The sequence below is a fragment of the Bdellovibrio sp. MYbb2 genome (assembly GCF_056175685.1).
In genome coordinates, this window is sequence record NZ_JBJKJI010000001.1 from 1403020 (window position 1) to 1427689 (window position 24670).

The 24670-nt window shown below is 50.8% G+C and carries 23 protein-coding genes; 17 read left to right on the forward strand and 6 right to left on the reverse strand.

What is annotated here, in order from left to right; genetic code table 11:
• Nucleotides 1-15: 15 nt before the first annotated feature.
• The 3 genes from AC04MQ_RS06815 to nadB are packed head-to-tail and all read right to left on the reverse strand — an operon-like array spanning nt 16 to nt 3116.
• The gene (locus AC04MQ_RS06815; protein WP_080602429.1) at nt 16-612 is read right to left on the reverse strand and encodes a YgdI/YgdR family lipoprotein; all 597 of its coding nucleotides are present in this window, start codon (nt 610-612) and stop codon (nt 16-18) included.
• Nucleotides 612-1463: a lysophospholipase gene (locus tag AC04MQ_RS06820; protein WP_475391643.1), complete on the reverse strand. Its 852-nt coding sequence runs from the start codon at nt 1461-1463 to the stop codon at nt 612-614. The genes AC04MQ_RS06815 and AC04MQ_RS06820 overlap by 1 nt, the downstream gene beginning before the upstream one ends.
• A 39-nt stretch (nt 1464-1502) precedes the next feature.
• Nucleotides 1503-3116, reverse strand: a complete 1614-nt coding sequence (gene nadB, locus AC04MQ_RS06825; protein WP_475391645.1) for an L-aspartate oxidase — start codon at nt 3114-3116, stop codon at nt 1503-1505.
• Between the two features lie 139 nt (nt 3117-3255).
• Here nadB and AC04MQ_RS06830 point away from each other — a divergent pair, with 139 nt between their 5' ends.
• From AC04MQ_RS06830 to AC04MQ_RS06895, 14 genes are all read left to right on the forward strand, one after another.
• The gene (locus AC04MQ_RS06830; protein ID WP_475391647.1) at nt 3256-5508 is read left to right on the forward strand and encodes a sensor histidine kinase; all 2253 of its coding nucleotides are present in this window, start codon (nt 3256-3258) and stop codon (nt 5506-5508) included.
• Entirely contained in the window at nt 5509-6999 is a 1491-nt protein-coding gene (locus tag AC04MQ_RS06835; RefSeq protein WP_015092144.1) for a GGDEF domain-containing protein, read from the forward strand.
• Between the two features lie 9 nt (nt 7000-7008).
• Nucleotides 7009-8217 carry an alanine racemase gene (gene alr, locus AC04MQ_RS06840; RefSeq protein ID WP_475391650.1) on the forward strand — a complete coding sequence of 403 codons (1209 nt, stop codon included), beginning with the start codon at nt 7009-7011 and terminating at the stop codon, nt 8215-8217.
• A 50-nt stretch (nt 8218-8267) separates the two neighbouring features.
• Nucleotides 8268-9041 (forward strand): MlaE family ABC transporter permease, encoded by a 774-nt coding sequence (locus tag AC04MQ_RS06845; RefSeq protein WP_235046155.1) that lies wholly within the window; start codon nt 8268-8270, stop codon nt 9039-9041.
• On the forward strand, nt 9041-9805 hold the full coding sequence (locus AC04MQ_RS06850; protein ID WP_011165485.1) for an ABC transporter ATP-binding protein: 765 nt from the start codon (nt 9041-9043) through the stop codon (nt 9803-9805). Before AC04MQ_RS06845 ends, AC04MQ_RS06850 begins: the two co-directional genes overlap by 1 nt.
• Entirely contained in the window at nt 9802-11178 is a 1377-nt protein-coding gene (locus AC04MQ_RS06855) for an MlaD family protein (protein ID WP_041577944.1), read from the forward strand. Before AC04MQ_RS06850 ends, AC04MQ_RS06855 begins: the two co-directional genes overlap by 4 nt.
• Nucleotides 11179-11181: 3 nt before the next feature.
• Nucleotides 11182-12954 (forward strand): tetratricopeptide repeat protein, encoded by a 1773-nt coding sequence (locus AC04MQ_RS06860; RefSeq protein ID WP_015092140.1) that lies wholly within the window; start codon nt 11182-11184, stop codon nt 12952-12954.
• Entirely contained in the window at nt 12954-13610 is a 657-nt protein-coding gene (locus AC04MQ_RS06865; RefSeq protein ID WP_015092139.1) for a hypothetical protein, read from the forward strand. The genes AC04MQ_RS06860 and AC04MQ_RS06865 overlap by 1 nt, the downstream gene beginning before the upstream one ends.
• Nucleotides 13610-14572, forward strand: a complete 963-nt coding sequence (locus AC04MQ_RS06870) for a 3'-5' exoribonuclease YhaM family protein (protein ID WP_015092138.1) — start codon at nt 13610-13612, stop codon at nt 14570-14572. Before AC04MQ_RS06865 ends, AC04MQ_RS06870 begins: the two co-directional genes overlap by 1 nt.
• An 11-nt stretch (nt 14573-14583) precedes the next feature.
• Nucleotides 14584-15090, forward strand: a complete 507-nt coding sequence (cysE, locus tag AC04MQ_RS06875) for a serine O-acetyltransferase (RefSeq protein ID WP_015092137.1) — start codon at nt 14584-14586, stop codon at nt 15088-15090.
• Between the two features lies 1 nt (nt 15091).
• A complete protein-coding gene (locus AC04MQ_RS06880; protein ID WP_015092136.1) occupies nt 15092-15517 on the forward strand; it encodes an Mpo1 family 2-hydroxy fatty acid dioxygenase in 426 nt (141 codons plus the stop codon).
• Between the two features lie 591 nt (nt 15518-16108).
• On the forward strand, nt 16109-16735 hold the full coding sequence (rpsD, locus tag AC04MQ_RS06885; protein WP_015092135.1) for a 30S ribosomal protein S4: 627 nt from the start codon (nt 16109-16111) through the stop codon (nt 16733-16735).
• Nucleotides 16735-16971, forward strand: a complete 237-nt coding sequence (locus AC04MQ_RS06890; RefSeq protein WP_015092134.1) for a hypothetical protein — start codon at nt 16735-16737, stop codon at nt 16969-16971. Before rpsD ends, AC04MQ_RS06890 begins: the two co-directional genes overlap by 1 nt.
• 131 nt (nt 16972-17102) lie before the next feature.
• Nucleotides 17103-17942 (forward strand): hypothetical protein, encoded by an 840-nt coding sequence (locus AC04MQ_RS06895; protein WP_200859540.1) that lies wholly within the window; start codon nt 17103-17105, stop codon nt 17940-17942.
• A gap of 36 nt (nt 17943-17978) precedes the next feature.
• Here AC04MQ_RS06895 and hrpB read toward each other — a convergent pair whose 3' ends face one another.
• Genes hrpB through AC04MQ_RS06910 form a run of 3 tightly spaced genes read right to left on the reverse strand, consistent with a single transcriptional unit; the run spans nt 17979 to nt 21907 of the window.
• Nucleotides 17979-20519: an ATP-dependent helicase HrpB gene (gene hrpB, locus AC04MQ_RS06900; protein ID WP_015092132.1), complete on the reverse strand. Its 2541-nt coding sequence runs from the start codon at nt 20517-20519 to the stop codon at nt 17979-17981.
• Between the two features lie 3 nt (nt 20520-20522).
• Nucleotides 20523-21179 carry a 16S rRNA (cytidine(1402)-2'-O)-methyltransferase gene (rsmI, locus tag AC04MQ_RS06905; protein ID WP_015092131.1) on the reverse strand — a complete coding sequence of 219 codons (657 nt, stop codon included), beginning with the start codon at nt 21177-21179 and terminating at the stop codon, nt 20523-20525.
• Entirely contained in the window at nt 21179-21907 is a 729-nt protein-coding gene (locus AC04MQ_RS06910) for an HAD family hydrolase (protein WP_015092130.1), read from the reverse strand. Before AC04MQ_RS06910 ends, rsmI begins: the two co-directional genes overlap by 1 nt.
• A gap of 93 nt (nt 21908-22000) precedes the next feature.
• Here AC04MQ_RS06910 and phnD point away from each other — a divergent pair, with 93 nt between their 5' ends.
• Genes phnD through phnE form a run of 3 tightly spaced genes read left to right on the forward strand, consistent with a single transcriptional unit; the run spans nt 22001 to nt 24664 of the window.
• A complete protein-coding gene (gene phnD / locus AC04MQ_RS06915) occupies nt 22001-22894 on the forward strand; it encodes a phosphate/phosphite/phosphonate ABC transporter substrate-binding protein (protein WP_015092129.1) in 894 nt (297 codons plus the stop codon).
• A complete protein-coding gene (gene phnC, locus AC04MQ_RS06920; RefSeq protein ID WP_015092128.1) occupies nt 22891-23676 on the forward strand; it encodes a phosphonate ABC transporter ATP-binding protein in 786 nt (261 codons plus the stop codon). The genes phnD and phnC overlap by 4 nt, the downstream gene beginning before the upstream one ends.
• Complete coding sequence (gene phnE / locus AC04MQ_RS06925; protein WP_015092127.1) at nt 23654-24664, forward strand: phosphonate ABC transporter, permease protein PhnE; 1011 nt, start codon at nt 23654-23656, stop codon at nt 24662-24664. The genes phnC and phnE overlap by 23 nt, the downstream gene beginning before the upstream one ends.
• Nucleotides 24665-24670: the final 6 nt, after the last annotated feature.

Consider the following 24670-nt stretch of genomic DNA (forward strand, 5'->3'; position numbering starts at 1 on the left):
CAGAGCGGGCTTTTTTTATTTGGAAGATTTATAGTTCAAAGTCCCTGAGCCCACCGGGCCGGTGATGGTCAGCTTCTGATCCTTGCCCTCGATGGAAATCATCGGGACCGGGAACGTGAAGGTGTAAGGTGTCGAGAAGCGGTTGTGAATCGGGTACAGACCCTGGATTTCAGCCAGTGGCAGTTTGATTCTTGTGGCTTTGCCTTCAAAGCGACGACCGTCCACATCCAGGAAGATTCTCCATACAGTGTCGGCTTTGTACAGGTCGTCGTTCTTTCTTTCTGGCGTAAAGAAGGTCACAAAGAATTCAGACTGTTTGGAAAGACGCTGTTCAAACTTGGCTTTTTCTTCTGTGTATTTTTCTTCGGTCCACTGATACAGGCGCATGCTCTGATCCAGCTGGGCTGCCGCGACTTTGGAATTCAACTGAATGCCTTCAACATCCAGCACGTTGTAAAAACCGCTGTAGGTGCGAAGCTTGTCAGAGTTGTCTTCAAGAACTTCGATGTATTCGTCAGAAGTGCGCAGAGTGCGACCGGATGGAGTCACTTCGTAATTGGTAGCGCAGGCAGACAGAATTGTAACAGTGGTCAAGGCCAAAAAATATCTCATTACTTAGACTCCAAAAAACCGTCGAGGAACTTTTTGATATCCGCATACACAGTCTGGCGGATCGTATCGTTGATCAATTCATGCTTTGCGCCCGGATAGACGTAAAGCTCTTTTTCAGTGGTGCCAAGGTGTTCGTACAAAGCTTTGGCCGCCATCGTGCTGATCACCGGGTCGGCGTCAGACACAATCACCAGCGCGGGTTTCTTAAGCTGATTGGCGCGAGGGTTGACGAATTCAAAAGAATCCAGGAACCCCAGGAATGCACCCGGAGACACGCGCGTGTGACGAAGAGCATCCTGTTCATATTCACGGATCACATCCGGATCACGTGTCAGCATGTCATTGGAAAGCTCATTCCCCATCGTGATCTGCGGCAGAAGCTTGTTCAGAATGCCAGCACCTTTGGCTTTGAAAGCCGGTACCGGAACTGTCAGGCCCAGCAGGGGGGCACTGATCACCATCGCGGTGCAGTCGATGTCGGAATTTTGCAGCATGGTTTTCAGCTGAATCAATCCGCCCATGGAGTGGCAGTACAAAATCACCGGACCTTTTTTTACCTTTTCCTCTTTCATAACCATGTCGAGGAAGATTTTGTAGTCCTTGCAGTAATCGTCAAACTCCGCAACGTAACCACGGCGTCCGTCAGAACGACCATGACCCCGCAGATCCCAGCCGTAAAAACTCCATTTGTCGTTTTCAAAAGCTTTGATCAGACGGTGATAGGATTCCGAATGTTCGCCATGGCCGTGCGTGATGATCACGGTGCCGCGCGCTTCGGGATTGTCCCAAATCTGGAAGAAAAGGTTGATGTCTTGGTAGCCCTTAAAGAAGCCTTCAGATCGTTTGTACATACTGTCTTAGCTTGCCGTGACTCGCCCCGGACGGGCAAGTCAATTCAGGCCTCGAACCACGATTGTATCGTGGGCGGTCTTGCTCTTTTCGGGATAGTCGAGATTGTAATGGATGCCTCTGGACTCATGTCTGCGCAAGGCGCATTCCACTGACAGATCCGCCACGATCGCGATGTTACGCAGCTCCAGAATGTCCGGGTGGATCTTCATGTTGGAGTAATATTCTTTGGTCTCTGAAAGAATGTTTTTCAGACGGTGCTGCGCGCGTTCCAGACGTTTGTTAGAGCGGACAATCCCCATATAGTTCCACATCAGGCGGCGAATTTCGTCCCACATGTGGTTGATCACGATCATCTCGTCATCGTTGGATTCCTGAGGATGAGTCCAGGCTTTGGGTTCCTTGTCTGTCAGCTTGAAGCTGTCCCAGTGCTTTTTGATTTCTTCAGCGCAGTTGTGAGCCGTGGTCAGGCATTCCAGCAACGAGTTGCTGGCCAGTCGGTTGGCGCCGTGCAGACCGGTGCACGCGGTTTCGCCAACGGCCCACAAGCCCGTGATATCCGTGCGACCCGTGACATCTGTCAAAACACCACCGCACAGATAGTGTGCCGCCGGAACCACCGGGATGGGTTGCGTGCTCATGTCGATGCCAAATTCCATGCACTTGTTGAAAATTGTCGGGAAGCGCTGTTTAAGGAATTCACGATCCAGTTTGGTCATGTCCAGATAAACGCAGTCAGCGCCGGTTTTTTTCATTTCATTATCGATCGAACGAGCCACCACATCCCGCGGAGCCAGCGAGCCCAAGTCATGATACTTGCGCATGAAGGCGTTGCCCTTGCTGTCGATCAGCTCGCCACCTTCACCGCGCAAGGCTTCGGAAATCAGGAAGTTGCGGGAGTCACGGTGGAACAGGCACGTCGGGTGGAACTGCATGAATTCCAGATTGGCGATGCGAGCGCCCACTCGGTACGCCATCGCGATGCCGTCACCGGTCGCGCCACCCCAGTTGGAAGTGTAAAGATAAACCTTACCCGCGCCCCCTGTGGCCAAGGCGGTGTTTTTTGCTATAAAAGTATGCACCTCTCCGGTGTCTTTGCTAAGGGCGTAACAGCCGATGCAAGTCACAGGATCCATGTCCGCAGGGTCGACTTCTTTGTTCACGATCAGGTCGATGGCGTAATACTTTTCCATCAGGGTGATGTTCGGATTTTCGCGAACGCGAGCAAGTAATGTGCGATGGATCTCTAAACCCGTTTGGTCCTCGAAGTGAAGAATGCGGCGTTTGCTGTGCCCGCCTTCGCGCGTCAAATCCACTTCGTTGGTTTCTTCCGAGCCACGGCGGCGGACGTCGAAATGAACGCCCCAGTTTGTTAAATCTTTAATGCGATCAGGGGCTTGCTCTACATAATCGCGAACGACAGTTTCTTTGCAAAGACCGGCTCCGGCGGTCAAAGTGTCCTGTACGTGAGCTTCGAAACTGTCCTCTTCGGACATCACCGCAGAGATTCCACCTTGAGCCATGGCCGAGTTTGTCCCACCGGCGCTTTCTTTGGCCAGCACGATCACTTTTCCATTTTCCGAGAGCTTCAGAGCCAAAGCCAAGCCAGCAGTGCCAGAGCCGATAATCAAAATGTCGCAGCGGTGAGTACTCATAGTGGGGATCTTCTACTCCTTTTAGTGGCATTTGCAAAGGACTCTTGCTTGATTCTTACCAGTTTCTAAAACTACAATAAAATCAAAGGTATCTCGCTCTTGGAAGAGCGTGGAGAAGTTACAGGAAGGAACTGCCTCAATGAAAGTTAAACTCATCGTCGTTCTGATTGCGGTGGCGACTGTTTTCATCAGCGCTGTCTTGTGGCGGACGGACAGTTTTGTCTATGGTGATCGTATGAGTTGGGTCGAAGCGCAGACCCGCACCCAGCTGGGTGCCATCAACCATTCATTGACGGTGGAACTTAAATCCCTGCAGCGCCTGGTTTCAGGTTTGAATTCTGAAAGTTTCCAAAAAGGAAAAACCAACTGGAGTTCTTTGTCGCCGTACTATGCGGTGGCGGCATTTTCTGTGCGTGGATCTGAACTGGATCCGCAGGCTCTTGCAGTTCGCGAAAATTCCAAAGCAGCCAACTGGAACAAAGAATTTGTGAAAGCAGCCATCGGCAACATCGGTGCGCGTGGCAATGACATGAGATTCTTTGTTAAACCGTTCCAGGATTCCCAGCGCGGCCGTTATGTGGCGCTGGTGTTTTTGGAAGGCACACGCGCTTATGCTTTGATCGGTTCAGGTGAAACCTTCCAGTCCCTGATCGACGCGCAAAAAGGTTCGTTGAGTGCATTTTCCATCGTGACTGCGACGGGCCTGACCGTGGGCCATTCTGTGCCGGAATATCTGGGCACCGTGATGCGTGATGATCCTGTTTTCCGCGAAGCGCAGAAAAGCGGATCGTCCCATGGCAGTTCTGTTTTCAAGCTTGCTTCCGGTCAGGATCTTTACGGCATGTTTGAGATGATCCCGCAAAGCAATCTATATGTGCTAAGTTCGGCTCCGCTGAAAGAGGCGATGAAGGGACGCACCGGTTTGTGGTGGCAGTTCCTGCTTCTGGGGGCGGGCCTTGTGCTGGTCGGTGCAGCTGCGGCACTGTGGGTGATTTCACCTGCAGAAAAAGAAATTGAAACCCTGGAAACCCAGCTGGCCGAAGCGAAAGCCAAACCAGCTCCGGCGCCGGTGGTTGAAAAAGTTATCGCACAAGATCCAGAGATCGCTCACAAAGAACGTCTGGATGCTTCAATGCGTGTGGCTTCAGCGCTGGCGCACGAGATGCGTGGACCTCTGGCTTCCATTCTGGGTTATTCCCAGATTATTCTTTCGAAAACTCCGGAAGACGAAGTTGTGCAAAGCACGGACTCTATTCTTCGCGAAACCCGAGCGGCCCGCTCTGTGCTGGACAAGCTTCTGGGTTATGCCGGTGAAGAAGTGAAAGAAAAAAATGCCATGCGTGTTGAAGGCCCGCTGGTTCGTGCGCTGAAGCAGCTGGATACGTTGTTCGCGCAAAAAGGTGTGAAGCTGACCAAGGACATTCAGGACACCCACGCAAAAGATCTGGATGTGGATGGTGTGACCCGTGCGATGGTGAACATCATGACCAACTCGGTGGAAGCCATGGAACGTATGGCGAAAAAGGAAATCAAGGTTTCCCTGTATGAATCCGAAAGTGGAACTCATCTGGACATTGAAGACTGCGGTGAGGGCATTGAGCCTGCGAACATCGAAAAGATTTTCGATCCGTTCTTCACAACCCGTTCATTCCAGAACCACATGGGCCTGGGTTTGTCAGTGGCCTTCGGAATTTTGAAAGAGCACAACGCGGACGTGAAAGTGGAATCCCAGCGCGGGCAGGGCACGAAAGTGATGATCCTGTTCAAGAAAACCATGGGCCTTGCGGTGATGAAAGCCCCGGTGGCGCCAAAACAGGAGGAGGAAGAAGTGATCGTCATGAAAGAACTGCCTCGCCTGAAAGAAGAGTCCCCGGAACGCGCCGAAGCCGAGGCGAATTTTGTCGCGGCAACAACGCTGCCGCCGGAACCTGCCGCATCCCCGTTGGACGTGAACATCGACAACCTGCTGGAAGAGCTGCCTGAGGTTGTGCCGGTCAAAGCTGAACCGGTCGCAGCGACCGATCAGGTGATGGTTAAAAAGATTGTTAAGAAAACGGTGAAAAAGAAATCCCAGCCGGCCAATGATGAGCTGACCTTCATCGACGGTTTCATGGGTGAAGAGGTTGAGGAGGAAGTTGAAGTGGAAGAGGAAATTCTTGTGGCGGCCGACGTGGCCGAAGCTTCCGCTGAAACTGTTGTCGCTGCGGCGGCAGAGCCTGTGACCAGCACGGCGATTCCGGTGGAGCATGCTGCCGGTGCCAGCCTTGCTGATATGGATGATGAACTGACTCCGGTGAATTTTGTTGTTCCGCCGAAAATGGCAGCTGCCAAAAAAGAATCCAAGCTCGACGGATATCATGTTGAAATTCGCCGCCCTGGAAAGAGGATTTAATTGAATATTCGCGATTACAGTTCTCAGTTTACGGTTTTTGTTTTCACCACGGATGTGGATCTGGGGGCGTCGGCGAAAGTGTATCTTTCACAAGCCGGCTATGATGCCTATTTCTTCCAGGATCCTGAAACGCTGGAACAAAGACTGAAAGAGAACGCTCCCCATATTCTGGTGTTTTCAACGGCAGCCCTGGCGGGTTCGCTGAGTGATTTTGTCAGCATCGTTCAGGGTATCAACGACGAGATTCGCTTTGTGGCGGTCAGTTCGATTTCCCAGTTCGATATTCTGGCCCAGTACAACAGCCACGGATTTGTGGATGTGATTTCTGACGATGCCGCAGCTCTGGAATCCCGCGTGGTGTGGGCGGTGGATCGTGCCTGTGAAAAACTTTATCTGACCTATCAGAACGAACAGCTGTTTGATGATTTGAAATCCACCGAATCGCGCATGGAGGAAGTCCACGCGGCGGCGGTGAAAAGCATGAAACAGGCCGAGGCTGAAAAAGCCCCGCCGGTTTCCATTTCAACCCGCATCGGTGAATATCGTTCCGCACAAAGCAAAGAGGATCTGATCCAGAAATATCTGAATCAGCTGCCGGGCAGCCTGTGTGTGTTCTTCAAGTTTCTGCCGTCGGTTCGTTCCTTTGTGGCGACTCACGCCAGTGGTATTCCGGGCTCTGACATCCAGGGTGTGGGTGTGCAGCTGGAATCCAACGACATGAAAGAGCTGAGCTCGCAAATGGCCATTGGCCTGTTGCCTCCGCGCTTTACCGAAATGCTGGTGGAAGCTTTCCACTTCAGCCCGCCGAAAGCTTTGCCGCTGTATGCGCACAATGCTTTGGAAGGTGTGTTTGTTTATTCCGGGCAGCTGCCGGCAGAAGACGTCGCTCGCATGAACGAAGAGTTCACGCTGCTGTCGCTTTGTTATTCGCATTTTTCCCTGGAAAAGAAAGTCGATTCCCTGGAAGTGCAGGACTTCGTCACTGAAGTCTATAATCGCAACTATTACCAAAAAGTTCTGGGTGATGAAGTGTCCCGCGGCCGCCGTCTGAAGCAGCCTTTGTCAGTTGTGAAAATCTCGATGGATGATTTTTATGAGATTGAATCATCTTTGGGTGAAGCGGTGAGAGATGAGTTGCTAAAAGCTGTGGCAACCATCATCACTAAGACCAGCCGAACCAATGATGTCACTTGTCGTACCGGAGTGAATGAGCTTGCGATGATCCTTCCGCATTGCCCGAAAAAGGGTGCGGCTTTGCGCGCGGAACGTCTGCGCCGGATCATCGAAGGCACTTCGTTCATGGATAATGGCATGAAGGTGTCTATCAGCCTGGGTGTCAGTGAGTATCCTTCCTTGTGTGATTCCGCCAAATCTTTGGATGAATCCGCAACGAAGGCTTTGCTTCACATCAACGACAAGGGCGGGAATAAAATTTGTTTGTTCAAGGCTCCGGAAACCCACAAGCCTGAATTTGAAGTGACAGCGGAATAGAGACTAAGAATGGAAATGTACCGTCGCACGTTTGCGGAAATTAACCTGGATCATCTGAAGCACAATATTCAAGTGCTGCAGAAGGCCTTTCCGCAAGCCCCTTTTCTGTGTCCCATGGTCAAGGCCAATGCCTATGGCCACGGCGATGTGCAGTTGGCGCGTTTCCTGGAAAGTCTGGGCATCAAACATCTGGGTGTGTGCCTGATTGAAGAAGGCCTGCTGCTTCGTCGTTCCGGCGTGAATGCCGAAATTCTGGTCTTCCGCGGTTTTGATCGCGAGGGTGCGGAAAAAATCATCGAATACAACATGACACCGGTCGTGAGTTCCTGGGAACAGATTGATCATCTGGAGGCCGTGGCCGCAGACCCTGTGGGGATTCACCTGAAGTTTGACACCGGCATGAACCGTCTGGGATTCCGTCCCGAAGAAGCACAAAAGCTTTTTGATCGTCTGTGGCAGAATAAAAAAATCCGTTTGAAAGCCCTGGTGACTCATCTGTTTAACGGTGAAGATGCCACGGATTCTCAGGGTATCAGTGCCCGCCAGTTGCGTGATCTGAATCGTGTCAGCACGGTGTTTAAGCCATTTAATATTTTCTGCCATGCTTTGAATTCCGCAGGCATCATGAGCGCTCTGCAGATGAAAGACGCCGGGAACACTCCGGCGGATCATCCGCTGTTCATGCAAAACTGGGGTCTGCGCCCGGGGCTGATGATCTATGGTTACAATCCATTGGGTCAGAACAACTTCGGGGGCCTAAAGCCGGTGATGAGTTTGAAATCTCATGTGGCCACCTACAGACATCTTCACATCGGTGAAACTGTTTCTTACGGCGGCACCTGGACGGCCAAGCAGGATTCTGTCATTGCTGTGGTCCCCATTGGATATGCGGATGGTTACCATCGTATTTTGTCCAATCAGTCCTCTGTGGTTTTTGCAGGCAAAAGAGTTCCTCTTGTCGGCAGCATCTGCATGGATTATCTGATGCTGGATGTGACTGAAGTGGTGCGCGGTAAAGATCTTAAGGACTTTAAGGATCAGGAAGTGACCTTGTTCGGATTTGCTTCCGATGGCAGTTTCCTGTCCCCGGAAGAGCTGGCGGTTCAGGCCAAGAGCATCACCTGGGAGATGCTGACAAGTGTGGGCGAGCGCGTGCCGCGTATTTACTCCGGCCTGGATGTCGGATTTGTGTTTGATGAAAGCAGAGGCCAACGATGACCCTGTCGCAAAAGCTGTATAAATTGATTTCCGGAGTCGGAAGGTACTTTATGGGTACCATTTCCGATCTGGTTTCCTCGACGGGAAAGATCATCATTTTCTTCAATGAAAGTATGCGCCTGATTTTCGCGAAACCATCGCGTTTCACCGAAGTCATCCGTCATATGGAATTCATTGGTAACCAGTCCATCGGTATCATCTGTCTGACCGGTGGTTTCACGGGTCTGGCGCTGTCCCTGCAATTGTATCTGGGTTTTAAACTGTTTAATGCCGTGAACATGGTGGGTCCGACGGTGGCGTTGGGTATCACCCGTGAATTGGGTCCGGTATTGACGGGTCTGATCGTTGCGGCTCGTGCCGGTGGTGCGATGGCCGCTCGTTTGGGCACTATGCGCGTGAACGAGCAGATCGATGCCCTGGATGTGATGGGTGTGAACACCAAGCAATATCTGGTGTCTCCGCGTCTGGTGGCGGCCTTTATCTGTATGCCATTGCTGGTGGCGGTGTTTGACTTTATTGCGATGCTGGGCAGCTGGTTCCTGTGTGTGAAAATGGTGGGTTTGGATGAAGCGGTGTTCTGGCAAAAGATCGCCGACTTTATTGAAATACGTCATATCAACGAGGGGCTTTTGAAGGGCATGGTCTTCGGGATTTACTTTGCACTGATGTGCACCTACCGCGGGTTTAACACCACGGGCGGAGCCAAAGGGGTGGGTGAAGCCACCAATCAGGGCGTCGTGCAAAGTATGGTTGGTATTATCATTCTGGATTACTTTGCGACCAACATGATCCGTCTGTTCTACAGTCTTGTGGGGATTACATAATGGCGAATGAATCAGCAATTTCACTGCGTGATGTGAAAAAGTCCTTTGATGGCGGGCATGAGTTCGTCCTTAAAGGCATCAATCTGGAAATTCCCAAAGGCAGTCTGACGGCGATCATCGGTTTTTCCGGAACCGGAAAAAGTGTGATGTTGAAGCACTTGCTGGGGCTGTTTAAACCCACCTCCGGCACGATTGAAGTTTTGGGGACCGATCTTTCCACGCTGAATCCGGATCAATTGACGAAATTCCGCTGTAACTTCGGGGTGCTGTTTCAGTCCGCCGCATTGTTTGATGATATGACGGTTCTGGAAAATGTCTGCTTCCCGTTGTTTGAACACCGCCGTGAACTGAAGCCGGCCCAAGTCCTTCGTATAGCCGAAGAAAAGCTGCACCAGGTAGGTTTGGAGTCCAAACATTACCACAAGCTTCCGAGTCAAATCAGTGGTGGTATGCAGAAAAGAACGGGTCTGGCACGAGCTCTCGCCCTAGATCCAGAAATTCTGATCTATGACGAGCCGACCACGGGTTTAGATCCCATTCTGACAGAAATGGTGGATAATTTGATCCTGAGTACCCATAAGTTAAAACAGGGTGTGACATCTATCATGGTATCTCATGATTTGTCCGCTGCGTTTAGGATTGCCGACCACATCGCGATGTTGGATAGTGGCCGAGTTTTGTTATTTGGTACTCCAGAGGATTTCTTCAACACGGACATCGAACTGGTGAAGAAATTTGTGAATAAAGGGATGAAACATCAATGAATTGGCTTCGCGCTGCAGAATTTAAAGTCGGATTAATGGTGATTGTGGTGGGTTCACTCATCGCGGTCATGTCTATGCAGGTCAGCGACGATCCATCTTATCTTGGTCGTTCCAAAAAAGCCTGGTTCCTTCTGCCCAACGCTGGCGGTCTGGTTAAAAACTCCGCAGTTCGTTCTGCCGGTATTCCGGTGGGTGTAATCAAGGACATCCGTCTGCAGGACGGTATGGCCCGCATTGATATCTCTATTAAATCTGAAGTTCCGCTGACGACTTCCGCTTCCGTGGAAATCAAAGCCCAGGGTATTTTGGGTGACAAGCACATCGAAGTTTACCCGGGTTCACCGACCGATCCTCCACTGGAAGACAACGCTCAGATCCTGTCTATTAAAGACGGGGCGGGCATGGAAAACCTGATGGCTCAGGTTTCTGATGTGGCAAGTTCCCTGAAAGAAGTGGCGAAGAATCTGAAAGAAGCGACTTCGGAAGACGGCACCCGAGCCCACGTTCTGGGCCGTATTGTTAAGAATATCGAGACATTGACCGGTGATCTGGCGCAAATGACGACCGAAAACAAGGATAAGATCGGCGATATCGTGGATGACATTCACGGCATCACGGCGAACCTTCAGGAAGTCATGAACGATAAAAGTGATTCCGGCCTGAAAGAGACCTGGAAGAAGCTTTCCAACACAGTTAAAAACCTGGATGACATCACCACCCGTATCAACAAGGGTGAAGGCGCATTGGGTAAACTTATCAGCGACGAGCAGACTTCCGAAAACCTGACCTCGGCGATCGATGGTCTGGGGGGAATGCTTGATTCTGCGAACCGTATCCAGACAGCCTTTGAGTTCCGCGGGGAATACCTGAACGAAGTTGGCGCAACCAAGTCTTATATTGGTGTGCAGATCCAGCCGGGTCTGGATCGTTATTACTATATTGGTGTGGTTGATGACCCTGCCGGTGTGGTTGAAACGACCAAAACTGAAGTCACGGGCCCGGGTGCCGGTGATGTGGGACCAGGCTCTTACACTGAAAAGAAAACTTACAGCAACAAGATCAAGTTCACGGTTTTGTTTGCAAAGAACTTCTGGGATCTGACTCTTAAAGGGGGTCTGATCGAAAACAACGGCGGTTTCGGTATCGATTATTACTTCTTCCGCCGCAAACTGAAGTTCACAGCTGAAGCCTTCCAGTTCAGCGAAACCAACGTGCGCAGCAGTCTGACTTATAACTTGTATCGCGGTATCTTTATTACCGGTGGTATCAACGATGCCTTCGATCAGCAGGGTGCACGTTCCAGTTATCTGGGTGCGGGTTTGTTCCTGACGAACGACGATCTTAAACTTCTTCTAACCAAGGCGCCTTTTTAAACTATGAGCGGTGACAACGTGATGAGCAGCACAGAAAAGAACTGGTTGGTTAAATCCTCCACGAGGATTCTGGGCCCATTCACTCTTGCTGAAGTCACCGAGCAATTGCGCTCAAAACAGGTGTCCATCATCGATGAAGTTCGCCAGCCGGAAGGCCGTTGGAGCTACATCCGTGAAAACAAGTTGTTCATGGATATCGTCAAAAACATCCGTGAAGAGCAGGATTCCCACTCTGAACAAACCATGACCCAGTCCATTGCTCATCACACGATGACAAGGACTGATGTATTGCCAGTGACCGATGACCTGACGCCGACACCGGTGCCGCATCTGGATCTGACTCCGCCACCGATTCGCGACATCAAAGACGTGACTCCGTTGGTGCAGACGCCGGCGAATCGCGCAGCAGTGAACGCAACGGCTGCAAAAAGTTATGGCGCCACGGGCGACACCCGTTTGCAGGGTAAAATCCGTGAAAAGTCCAATCTTATGCGCTGGGGAATCCTGGCGGCGGCGGTGGCCGTGGTGGGTGTGGTCTTCGTCACACTTTCTCAGAAAGACAAAAACAAATCCCTGGGCTATGAAGAACTGATGAGCCAGGCTTTGCGTTACAAGTCCCTGGGCTTGTATGAAAGATCCCTGGAATCCTATCAGCGCGCCTCCAAACTGAAGGAGCCTGATGCGGAAGCACAGGTGCAGATGGCGACAGTGCTGATTTCTGAAGACCGTCAAAGTCTGATGGGCCGTCGTATTCTGGAAAGAGCCCTGGTTCAGGAAAACCGCAGTCGCAGCGAAATCGTCGATGCGTATCTGGGGATTGCCGTGTCCTATATGATGGACGGGGACCTGAAACAAGCTGAAGACACTTTGCAAAAAGCCATCGGGCATGAGCCATTTAATATTTCTGCTCTTTTGAATCTGGCGATTATCCAGTTGAAAAAGGGGAACTACGGCGAAGCGATGCGCGACTTTGATTCGATCTATCGCAAAAATCCTGGTTCAGTGCTGGCGCTGTTTGGTAAAGCCATGGCGTCCGTGGAATATGCAAAAACCGTCAATGATCCGAACTTCCTGAACCAACTGGTGGGCGATATCAAAGCCAATATCCAAAAGACCGGGTATCTTCGTCAGGAGCTTTTGCTGTTCCTGGTGTATGCACAAAGTCTGATGGGTGATGTGGACGGGGTGAACCGTGCTGTTGTGCAGTTCCTGGCAGAAATGCCGGGTCAGGCCCGCAATTACATCCATCCATTGCAGGTGGAGTGGCGTTTCACGCAGTGGGATTATCTGGAAAAGTACTGTGCGGAAGCATTTAAAAAACAATCTCCGCATGCTGAATTGAAAGCCCTGCGCTCGGTCTGTTTGATGGAAGTCAATCGTGACTCGGATGCCTCTAAAGTACTGCAAGAGGCTTTGGCCGAAGCTCCGAAGGACCCGTATGTTCTGGTGACTCAGGCCAGCTATCTTTCCAAAGTGGGGCGTCTGCCGGAAGCTTTGGGAATCCTGAAAATGCCGGAGCTGTCCCAGATTTCTGTGAAGAATCTATTGATGGGTGACATCTGCATTATCACGCAGGATGTGAATTGTGCCCAGACGTCTTATACTCATATCTATAGCACTGACAAACGAAGTGCTCCGACTTTGTACGGCTTGGCGTGGGTGATGGTGAAGAGCAACAACCGTCCTATGGCTTACGACTATGTACGCGCCGGTTTGCAGGCTGAACCAAATTATCTGCCACTGCTGGAGTTGAGGGATCAACTGGAGTCTGAGTAATGAAACGTTCCGTCCAGGCCGCAAGTATCTGGATGTTTCTTTTGCTGGGAGCCTGCACCAAGGAGCCCGGTTACCACGTGGCTGATTATCAGGAAATAAAATTCGAGGATGTTCCTGAAGAAGTTAAAATTCCCACCAAGGCCTGGGACCTTTTGGAGTTCAAGCCTGCAGCAGACGGCCATGGGGCTGCCTTGGGTAAGAACCTGATCTTTTCTGAATTGACTGTTTATCTGGTTGAAAAAAATGCCGGTGTGGTTGAAGGCGAAGCCATCAAGATCCAGCTTCCGCGCGGCGGGGGCACGATTGATCTTTCACGTTTTATCACCGATCGCCGTGGCACTTTTTATGTGGGCTTTGATTTTCCAGAGTTCACTGATGCCACGGGCAAGAAGGTTTTGTTCTTAAGCAAGGCGCGCAAACGCCGGCTGGGCAGCGAGATCTTTGGTGCCGGGTGTAATCAGTACTTTGATATCACTGATGAGTTCTTCAAGAAAATGAAGGCCGAAGGACTGAAGGTCAACAGCACGCAAGACAGATACTTGAGCGTGCTGGGTGGAAGCTTCCTGTTCGCGGCGGAAAAAGGGGCGGATGTGCATCTGGCCCAGGTTCGATTCACCAACTCTCAACAGCCCCAATTCTTCTGCGAGGAGCGCTGATGGAAAAACAAACTGTCCAAAGTCTTCAGGATAAAAGCAATGTCGACGCTCTTTTCCTGGTGAAGGAAAAGAATGTTTCCGTCGGTAAAAACGGCCGTCCTTTTATGGGTCTGCAATTGGGTGATGCCACGGGCACTATCGACGCCCGTCTGTGGGACCGCGTGGACGAGCTGGCTCGTGAATTTGAAATCGGCGACATTCTCAGAGTAAAAGGTCTGGTTCAGATCTTTCAGCACCGCAAACAACTGATCGTGCATCGCCTGGAGCGTGTGGAGGCTTCGACTGTGGATATGGCGGATTTCATTCCTGCCACCGCCCGCAATGCCGAAGACATGATGGCAGAGCTGACGCAGTTGGTGCGTTCGATGAAAAACGATTATCTGCGCCAGTTGGTGACGGACACCTTGGAAGATCCTGAGATCCGTCCGATGGTGCTGCGTGCACCGGCCGCTAAAAGCATTCACCACGCGTGGATGGGTGGATTGCTGGAGCATATTCTTTCCATCTGTAAAATCATGGATTTTATGGGGACACACTATTCGTTCCTGAATCGTGATTTACTTTTGTTCGGTGCGATTTTTCACGATATCGGTAAAGTGTGGGAGCTGTCGTATGACAATGGAATTTCCTACACGGATCGCGGCCGTCTGATTGGGCACATGCAAATCGCCTGTGAGCTGATAGACAAGAAGTCCTCACGTATCCTGGGTTTTTCTGAAGAACTGCGTGACATCTGCAAGCACATTATCTTAAGTCATCATGGCAAACTTGAATACGGATCGCCCAAGCGTCCGAAGTTCCTGGAGGCGATGGTGGTGGCCATGGTGGATGATTTCGACAGCAAGGTCGCCACCGTGAAAACTCTGATGGATAACGAGCGCGGTTCCGGTGAAAAGTGGTCCCGTTATAGCGAACTGTTTGATCGCTATTTCCTGCTCGATGATATGAACGAGAAATACTAGAAAAGAAGCACATGATTAGCGGCATTTTGGAATTCCTGCGCACTTATAAGAACTACGACCCGGCGGCAAAATCCCTGTGGGAGATCGCTTTGCTTTATCCGGGCCCGAAGGCCGTGGGATTGCATCGTATTGCTCATGAGCTTTATTCCATGAAATTGTTTTTCCTGGCCCGTTTGGTGGCCGAGATTTCCCGTTGGTTGACCGGTATTGAAATTCATCCCGGCGCCACTTTGGGAAAACGTCTGGTGATCGATCACGGTTTCGGTGTGGTGATTGGTGAAACTGCAGTGATCGGTGATGACTGCATTATCTTTCACGGTGTGACTTTGGGCGGACTGAAGTTTGATCCGGTGAAGCGCCATCCCACTGTGGGCAACAAAGTGCTGATCGGAACGGGCGCCAAGATCCTGGGCCCGATCACAATCGGCGACGGTGCACTTGTCGGTGCGAATGCCGTCGTGATCCGCGAAGTTCCAGCCGGTGCCACTGTTGTTGGCCCTGTGGCGACGGTGAAGTGATATGAAGTCGCTGGAACAATGGTTCGCTGAATACAGTGAAAGCCACCAGCATCCCGTCAATCAGCGCCTGCATAAGATCTGTGTGCCTCTGATCTTTTTTTCTATCGTAGGAATGCTTCTGCAAATCCCTGTGAACCTGGGACCGATTAAACTGGGCGAGCTGCTGATTGCGGTGGCCCTGGGCTGGTATATGACCCTCGGACCAAAGGTTTTTCTGGTAATGTTGGGGCAATTGGTTCTGAGTTATGCTTTGGTTTACGTACTTAGTCTTTGGGTGTCACCGATCTGGCCGTTAGTCCTGATATTCGTTCTGGCGTGGGTGGGGCAATTTTATGGCCATCACCTTGAAGGCAAAAAGCCATCTTTTTTCAAAGACTTACAGTATCTACTGATCGGGCCCCTGTGGGTGGTCCGTGGTCTGTTTTGAGCTCCAAGATATTCTCATCCGGTTTTCATGACTCAACCTTCATATTAAATGGTTCGCTTGCCGCTGTGCGTTTCTGAGATACTAAGGGTGATCTTAATCTAGGCGAAAGGAGTTCGGCTATGAAGCAGACAGAACAAATCCAGACGGTGCCAACTTCGACTCCGCATCAGGAAAGCAACGGTACAGTTGCCCCGGTACGTAAGAGAAGAAGTCGCAGACGTCTGAGTGGCTGGTAGTAGCTACCGCCACTGAGCCGGTGAAAAGGGCCCAATCGACTGCGTTGTCGGGCCATCTTCTCGCTCCGACGTGCTTAGAGCACGCCTGCGCTGCGAGGATGACCCTCCGCCTTGCGCTTGAGCCCTTTTGACCGGCTTTTACTTTTAAAGCTCCCATTTCGGGGGCTTTTTTTTGGTCTTATCAAATCTGGGTACTAATTTCATTTTCAGTTGGCACTTCAGTTCGTTTTCAATCTCAACTTCTTTTCAATGCGCTTTCCTCACGTTTTCATTCACGCTTGTTTTCAATGAAATGCTGTTCTTTCGCGCAGGGTGCTTTTAAATCGTCTGACGACATTGAAGGATGAAATAATCTATGAACAGACAAGGTAAAACGCCACGTTTTAAAAGACAGAGAAGACTTTTGACCGAACTTCCCGGTATGGGGAAGGCGGGCGCTCTGGAAAGACGCCCATATCCTCCAGGTCAGCACGGCCTTCGTCGCCGAAAGTACTCTGAATTCGCTTTGCAACTTGAGGAAAAACAAAAGCTGAGATTCCACTACGGCCTGCGCGAGGAGCAGTTCCGTCGTTTGATCAATAAAGCTAAAAAATCCAAAGCCACCAACTGGGTTGAAGCTTTGGTTAACTTGCTTGAAAAACGCTTGGACAACGTTGTATTCCGCCTTGGCTTTGCTGCCAGTATTCCTGCAGCAAGACAGCTGGTTTCCCACGGTAAAGTTCTTGTGAACGGCAAGAAAGTAAACATCGGTTCCCAGATCATCAAAGTGGGCGACAAGATCACTTTGAAAGATGAAGCCTACCAAAATCAGGTTTACATGGCTGCGAAACAAGCTCCACGCCTGCCTTTGCCATCATTCATGGCTAAAGAAGACGTTGCTGGTAAAGAACAAGGCCGTTTGACTGATGAACCAAATCTTGAGTCAGTTCCATTTGCGTTCGAGCCAGGTTTGGTAATCGGTTACTACTCAATGAGGGGCTAATGAAAACGACTAAATTCATCGAAGCAGAGCAAATTGCTTTCGAAGAAGTAGCTGAAAACTGGGTTTCCGTAAAATTCGGAGACGAGAAGTTCGTGATCGACGTGGATACTCTGTTCGATCTGTCCTTCCGCTGTGCTTCTTTCCTGGCTCAAGTTGAGGCCAAGGAAGAGGAACAGGCCGAAATGCAAGGCACTTGTGCCTGCGAAGGCATTCCCGCAGAAGCTAAAGTACACTAAGAAAAAGGCCTCGAAAGAGGCCTTTTTTTTGCTCAAAATCACTCGCTAATTCAGTTCCAATGGCACCGGCATTGCTTTTCCCAATATCAGAGTCACTTTAAGTGAATCAGAGCCCGTATATTGGAGGCCGCATGCCCTTGTTTCGCCCATTTTTGTCGTTTGTTCTGGGGTTGGTCACCTGCCTTTCCGTGGCTCAGGCGCAAGCCCGTCCCCAAAGTGCGCTGGATGTGATGACTTTCGAGGACGAATTCACCTGCAATGACAAGTTTCCCCATCATTCGTTCTGTGAGGCTGTGGAATTCCGCCCCTGGTCTGAAGCCGAAAAACAAATCGTCAGCCAGTATCTGGCCAACATCAATGATCCGCGCCTGGCTTCTCTGTTGGAAGTGATCAAAACCAAAGGCATCACCAAAATCCATCGCGTGGGTTACGGAGCCACCTGGTACAACAATATTTCCAAACGCCGGGCCGAGTTCGTGCGCAGCCGGGACAAAGCTTTGTTGTGGGTCAATCCGGTCACTAACGTCATTGGTTTCTCGGACTCATTCTTTACCGGAACTTCATTTATGGATCCTTACGCCAAAGTGGATCGCAAACAGATCAATGTCTTCCACGAACTGGTGCATGTCTTTGATGTGGCGCTGGGGCATGTTTCAACTTCGCAGGAATTTTACGACAGCGTCGGCTGGCACTGGGACGGCAAAGACCACGTGATCGGCGGGGTGGACTATCATCAATCCCAATTGGACTTTAAAAATATTCTGGCGTTGGTTGGAAACAAACAAAGTGCGCTGGCTTATGCTCAAGACCGCGAGTTGGGAATTCGCTATGGATTCCCGACGGTGTATTCCATGACCAATACGCATGAATCATTCGCCGAGATCATTTCTTATTACATCTTTGATCCCACTGCGAAAGACTATCTTTCACCAAAGATTCAGCAGTATGTGAAAGCAATGCTCAAAGAATAGTGGCGCACTGCTTCGGAAAAAGTAAGCAGGTACCTTTTAGTGGCGACGGCGGCCTTTGGCTTCGGGGATTCCGTCGGCCGGGTCTTCGGGCCATTGGTGCTTTGGATACTTGATGCGCAATTCTTTGCGCACTTCCGGGTATCCGTTTTTCCAGAAGCTTTCCAGACTTGAAGTCACCTGCACCGGACGGAAATTCGGTCCCAGCAAATGTAATGTGATTGGAATGGTTTGTTTGTAAACCTTCGGTGTCTGCATCAGGCCGAACACCTCCTGAATGCGTACTTCCAGATACGGTGGTTTGTCGGAAGGATAAATCACGCGGATCTTGCTGCCGCTGGGGACTTCAATGCGGTCGGGGATTTCCCGGCGCAGGGTGTTTGCCGTTTCAGATGGCAGAACACTTTCAAAGAAGAAACAAAGATCTTTTTCCATCACCGTCTGCATCTTGCTTTCACCCATGCAGGCTTGAGTGAAGGCTTCGATCTTCAGCTTTTCAATATCAAGATTCAGATCCTCTTGCTGTTGCAGGAACTGCAGCCGTTCCCACCAGTGTGACAAGGCTTCGTTGGTTTTTAAAACCAGATCAAACTTGTCGGCCAGAATCTGTGGCAGCTTTTCAGAAACTTCGGTTGCAGAAGCGGGACTGAGCGAAGGCTCTTCCAAAGGAAGACCGTACAAAGATCGGTATTCGCGGGTGAAGAACTGTCCTTTTTCTTCGACAAAGGACACATCGCGGGTTTTGACAATGTCATTGCGGAAAAGATCCAGAACGAAGTCTTTATCCGCACCACAAGCAAGGCTTACCATGGTTTCAGCGTCTGAACTGCCTTCCACGCCATTCAGAGCGGCAAAGAATTCAGAATTTTTCACCAGAGTTTCATTTTGCAGTTTTACTCCACGACCACCCACCATCAGGGCGCGTTCGGTTTTTCCGCGTCGTCGGCACAGGCGATCGGCATAAGCTGTCAGCAGGATTTTTTTAGTCAGGGCCAGCTGCTGGTCTTTCTTAAGAGCCGCTGTCGGAGTGTCCGAGGACTTTTGCAGTCGCTTGGCCAGTTCCTGAATCTGGCGAGCCGACTGATCCACCGTTTGCAACGAGAAGTAAGCACTGCCTGCAGGGGCTTTCTTGCTTAATCGGAACTGATGTAAAACCTCCAGACGCGCACTTAAGTCGCATTCCAGATTGTCACCCAGGAACGAGGCTATGGATTCACGTCTTAGGATGTCACGTTCTTGCAGCAAGGCCGCCATCTCTGACGCCAATTCAATGGCGCCCAGATCCATTCCCACCAGCATCAGTTTTGCCAGACGCACGGGCAGTGGGAAGTGCAGGATCTTGCGGCCCAGGGCTGTGATCTTGTTGCCATCATCAATGGCGCCAGCAATGCGCAGGTAGCGAAGGGCATTTTCAATGGCCACTTTCTGAGGTTTTTCAAACCAGCTGAAAGAATCAAAATCAGTGACACCTTGAGCGCTTAAGAACAACAAACTTTCAGTCAGGTCCACGCGCTGGATTTCAGCCACTTCGCTTTTGCCGAAGGACAGTTCATCCATTTTATTCCACATGCGATATGCGACACCCGGAAACTGGCGGGCGGCACGGCCCGAGCGCTGAATGGCGCTGGACAGGCTGATGCGTCCCAGTTCCAGACGGGAAAATCCGGTGCGATGATCCTGCTTCATGTTTTTAGCAAGGCCCGAATCGATAACCGTATTCACACCATCAATGGTGACCGAGGATTCAGCAATATTGGTGGAAAGGATCACGCGTTGTTGTGAAGTCTTTTTCAAAGCACGGCGCTGATCTTCCAGATTCAAGGAACCATGCAATGGCACCAGTTCGATGTTCTTGCTATCGGCCCAGGTCTGCAAAGCATCTTTGGCCCGGTCGATTTCACCGACGCCCGGCAGGAATACCAGAATATCATGACGGGTTTGCAGTTGCGCTTCTTTGACGGTCTGAACGACGGAATCAAAGAACTGCGGAAAGGTTTGCAGTTGTTGTGATCCCTTTTGATAGCGTACATCCAGATCAAACAATTTTCCCGGCACGCTGACAATGGGGCAGTCGCCTAAATAGCTTGCGATCTTTTCAGCTTCCAGGGTGGCGGACATCACCAGAATCTTGATATCGCGGCCAAGCTCTTGCAGTTCACGCAAAAGTCCCAAGGCCAAATCCACATGCATAGAGCGTTCGTGGAATTCATCCAGAATCACCAGTTCGACTTCGGAAAGTTCCGGGTCTTCGATCATCTGACGCGCCAGCAGCGCTTCGGTCATAAAGACCAGGCGGGTTTTGTTCGAAGTTTTATTGGCAAAGCGAACCTGATAGCCGATTTCTTCGCCGACCTGCCAGCCTTGTTCTTCGGCGATGCGGTGGGCGGCTGCAATTGCAGCCATTCGGCGCGGTTCCAGTACGATGACTTTTTTTGAAGTGACCTGCAGCAGGGCCGGAGGCAGACGGGTGGTTTTACCCGCGCCCGGTGCGGCAGTGATCACAAGATTCTGGCCGTTCTTCAGCAGGCTTTGAATCTGGGGAACAAAACTGTCTATGGGAAGCAGCAGGTCCTGGCTCATCAATTAAACCGGATACATCAGCAGCATGAATTCGGCCTTGTCGGCTTTCAGGCCGCCGATCAGTTTGTCGATCGGTCCTTCAATCACCACTTCTTCTTCCTGTGACAGATTCATTGTCAGCAGGAAGCGACGTTGAGAGAAGTGCTCTTTCATGTCGTTCAGGGTTTTCTTCAGACGGTAAGGAGTGTCCATCAGAATGATGGCGCGTTTTTCTTTGGTCAGTTCTTTCAAAGCCCGGGCACGGGCTTCGTTTTCTGCCGGCAGGAATCCGCGAAACACGAATTCATCAATGCGCTGACCGCTTAATGACAACAATCCCATCAGGGCCGAAGCGCCCAGCACAGATTTTACCGGGATGTTTTTCTGACGGCACAGGCGCACAACATCAGCACCCGGATCACAGAATCCCGGCGTGCCACAGTCAGAAACCAAAGCCACCGTTTGATTGGCGCACATGGCAGCCAACGAGGCTTTGTCGTCCGGGGTGGAATGTTCATCCAGGACTTCATAAGTTTTGCCGGTGATGCCGTGGGCGCGCAGAAGTTTTGAAGCTTCCTTCGTGCTTTCGCAGATCACCAGATCGCAGGTTTTCAATATTTCCAGAGCACGCTGGGAAATTTCATTGATATCACCAATCGGGGTGGCCACCACGTACAACATCAGGACTCCTTCTGATTCAGCAGGAAGTTCATGATGCGCGGAAGGTTTTCCGGTGGCTCGGCTTTGCCTGCGTGGGTGCTTTCAAAGAAAATCATCTGTACCTTGGGACAGTGCTGAGCCAGGTGATGTAAATTCACCGGTTCATTTTCAAAGAAATAAATAGATTCATAATTTTTGCACTGGGCATCCAGGAACCAGTCCGTTTTGAACTTGGCATCGTCCATGCTGCGATGAGGTTTCAAAACCAGCTCGGCTTTTTCATTCAACGGGAACCCCCATTGAGCAATCACTTCGCCCGAGCTTCCACCCATGCGTTCGACATCCCGGCCGGTCAGATACACAACGTGGGCGCCAGCGTCTGAAACTGCATTTACAAATTCAACCGCACCTTCATAAGGGGCATCAAACTGCAGATAGTGGTTCGAGAAAAAACTTTTCTGCCAATAGGCTTTCACGGCTTCCTGGAACTCCGGATGGTGACCGTCCAGTCCGGCACGGGTCAGGGCGCCGACGATGCCCCAGTCAGTTCTCAGAGTCTTGATGTTCTTTAGCAACGCCACTTGTTCAGGGAATTTTTTTTGATTCAATGGCGAGGCCGCGAAATCCAGAAGGATTCTTTCAAGGCGGGGACTGACATCAAATAAAGTGGAGTCGAGGTCGAAGACCGCAAGGCTGGTTTTGCCCTGTTTTGTGAGGTCCTGAATATTAACAAGAATCTGTTCCAGCATAGGGGCCATCTAGCCATACAAGTCCAGTGAAATCAAAGACTTTTCTTGCCCGTGCTTGGGGGTTTTCTATAATGATTTTGGGAGGCAAACAGCATGAAGAAACTTCTTCTTGGCATGGTTCTGTGTGGACCTGTTGTATTGGGTGGATGTCATCTGAAGAAAGATGTTTTGGGGACGGTCGAAAACCCGATCAAGTTTCATTTGGTCCCCGCCGTTGATGCCAAAGTTCTGACCGACAATTCGCAGATTCTGAAGGATTATCTGGAAAAGAACACACCTTATAAATTTCAGATCACCATTCCTCAGAACTTTGTGGCGGTGGTGGAATCCTTCGGCACCAAGCGTGCGGATGTGGCAGCTATCAACACCTACGGATACTATCTGGCTCACAAGCAATACGGCGTCGAAGCCCGTCTGACAGTGATTCGTTATGGGTCTGCAACTTACCAGTCACAGTTCCTGGCCCGGGCCGATGGAAAAGTCAAAACGCTGAAGGACCTGCACGGAAAGAAAGTGGCCTTTGTGGATCCGGCGTCGACGTCGGGTTATCTGCTGCCGCTAAAAACATTGAAGGACCGCAAGATCGAACCGAAAGACACTGTCTTTGCGATGAAGCATGATTCCGTTGTGACCATGATCTATCAAGGGCAGGTGGATGCCGGTGCGACTTATTACAGCCCTCCACAAAACGGGCAGCTTGAAGACGCCCGCCGTCTGGTGAAGACCCAGTATCCTGATGTCGAACAAAAAGTGAAGATCATCGAATTGTCCGAACCCATTCCGAATGATCCGATCGTCTTCCGCAAAGACATGCCGGAAGAAATGAAAGAAAAGATCGTCGACACCCTTTTGCAGTTTGCTGCCACACCTGAAGGACAGAAATCTTTGGATTTGATGTTGGGCGCGACAAACTTGAAGAAATCCACCGACAGTGACTATGACAGCGTTCGCGAAATGCTGTCGACGCTGGCTCCGGAAGGGAAGTGATTGTGGCTGAAGCCCTGTTGCGCGTTGAAAACCTGTCCAAGACCTATCCCAACGGGGTGCAGGCGCTGAAAAATATCAATCTGGAGGTTCATCCCGGGGAATTCCTGGTGGTGATCGGTCTGAGTGGTTCCGGCAAGTCGACATTGCTGCGATGTCTGAACCGTCTGCAGAAGCCGACCTCCGGGAACATCTATTTTTCAGGGCAGGAAATCGGACAGCTGCAGGATGTCACGAAGATTCGCAGTGTGCGCAGCAAGATGGCGATGATCTTTCAGCACTTCAATCTGATCCCACGTCAAAGTGTTTTAAAAAATGTTCTGATGGGTCGACTGGCGGCAAAATCCACCTGGCAAAGTTTGTGGGGGATGTTTTCTGGCCAGGAAAGATCTGAAGCGAAAGAAAACCTGCGGTTGGTGGGTATCGCTGAAAAGGCATCGCTGCGCGCGGATCAGTTGTCGGGCGGGCAAAAACAGCGCGTTGCCATTGCCAGAGCATTGATGCAAAAACCGACATTGCTTTTGGCGGACGAACCGGTGTCTTCCTTGGATCCGGCGACCTGCCACGTGGTCATGGATTATTTGCGCAAGATCAATCAGGAAATGGGCATCACCGTGATCGCCAATCTGCATTTCCTGTCTTTGGTCAGAAAATACGCCAGCCGGGTGGTGGCGCTGAAAGATGGCGAGATCGTCTTCCGCGGAAAACCTGAAGAAATCACCGAAGAATGGTTCCGACGTATTTACGGGGAAGGAGCACAGGATGTTGCGCCGAACGATATTTGACGGCATCGTCTTTGGATTTTTACTGTGCCTTCTGGCGGCAGCTTTGTTTGTCACCTCGGAAGAGCAGCTTTTGCAGCTGGGCCTGGTTTCTGCCCTGGCTTTATTGTTCTTTGTCGTCGGGTGTGGAATCAGTCTGGCGCTTTCATCGCGTAAAGTCGTCACGCTGGGTGCACGCTTGTTCGGATCTTATCCGGGTGTGGAAGACGATCGCCCCTGGTATCGCACGTTCTGGTGCTGGCAGTTGATGGTGTCGCTGTTCGCCACGCTGACTGTGGCTGTGATCAAGACTGAATTTTCGTTTGTGGAACTTTTTGATCAGAATGGTTTTGCGGGCGCCGTGCGATTGTTCAAAGGCCTGTTAGACCCGAACTGGGATGTTTTACCCCGAGCGGTGTTAAACATTATTGAAACCATCTTTATGGCGTTTCTGGCAACAACGCTCGCGATCCCGGTGGCATTTTTACTTAGCTTTGTCTGCGCAAAGAATATCATGCAGGGGCCTTGGGCGCGGGTGGTTTATTTTGTCATGCGAACCTTCCTGAACGTCACTCGTTCTATTGAAGCCTTGATCTGGGCGATTATCTTTTCAGTGTGGGTGGGAATTGGTCCCTTTGCCGGCATGCTGGCATTGATGATTCATTCGATTGCTTCACTGGCCAAACAATATTCCGAGATGGTTGAATCCGTTGAAGAAGGCCCCATTGAAGCCATTGAATCCACGGGCGCCAATAAACTGCAAACGATTTGGTATGCGATTGTTCCTCAGGTGCTTTTGCCTTATATTTCATTTACGGTCTATCGCTGGGACATCAACGTGCGCATGGCGACGATCATCGGTCTGGTCGGTGGTGGCGGTATCGGCACAATGCTGGTGCAGTATCAGGGGCAGGCGATGTGGCGTGAAGTGGGTTGTATCATTGTCGTGATTGCGGTGGTGGTGTGGGCCCTGGATCAGGCGTCGGCCTATGTTCGTGAAGCATTGAAATAGTCTTAA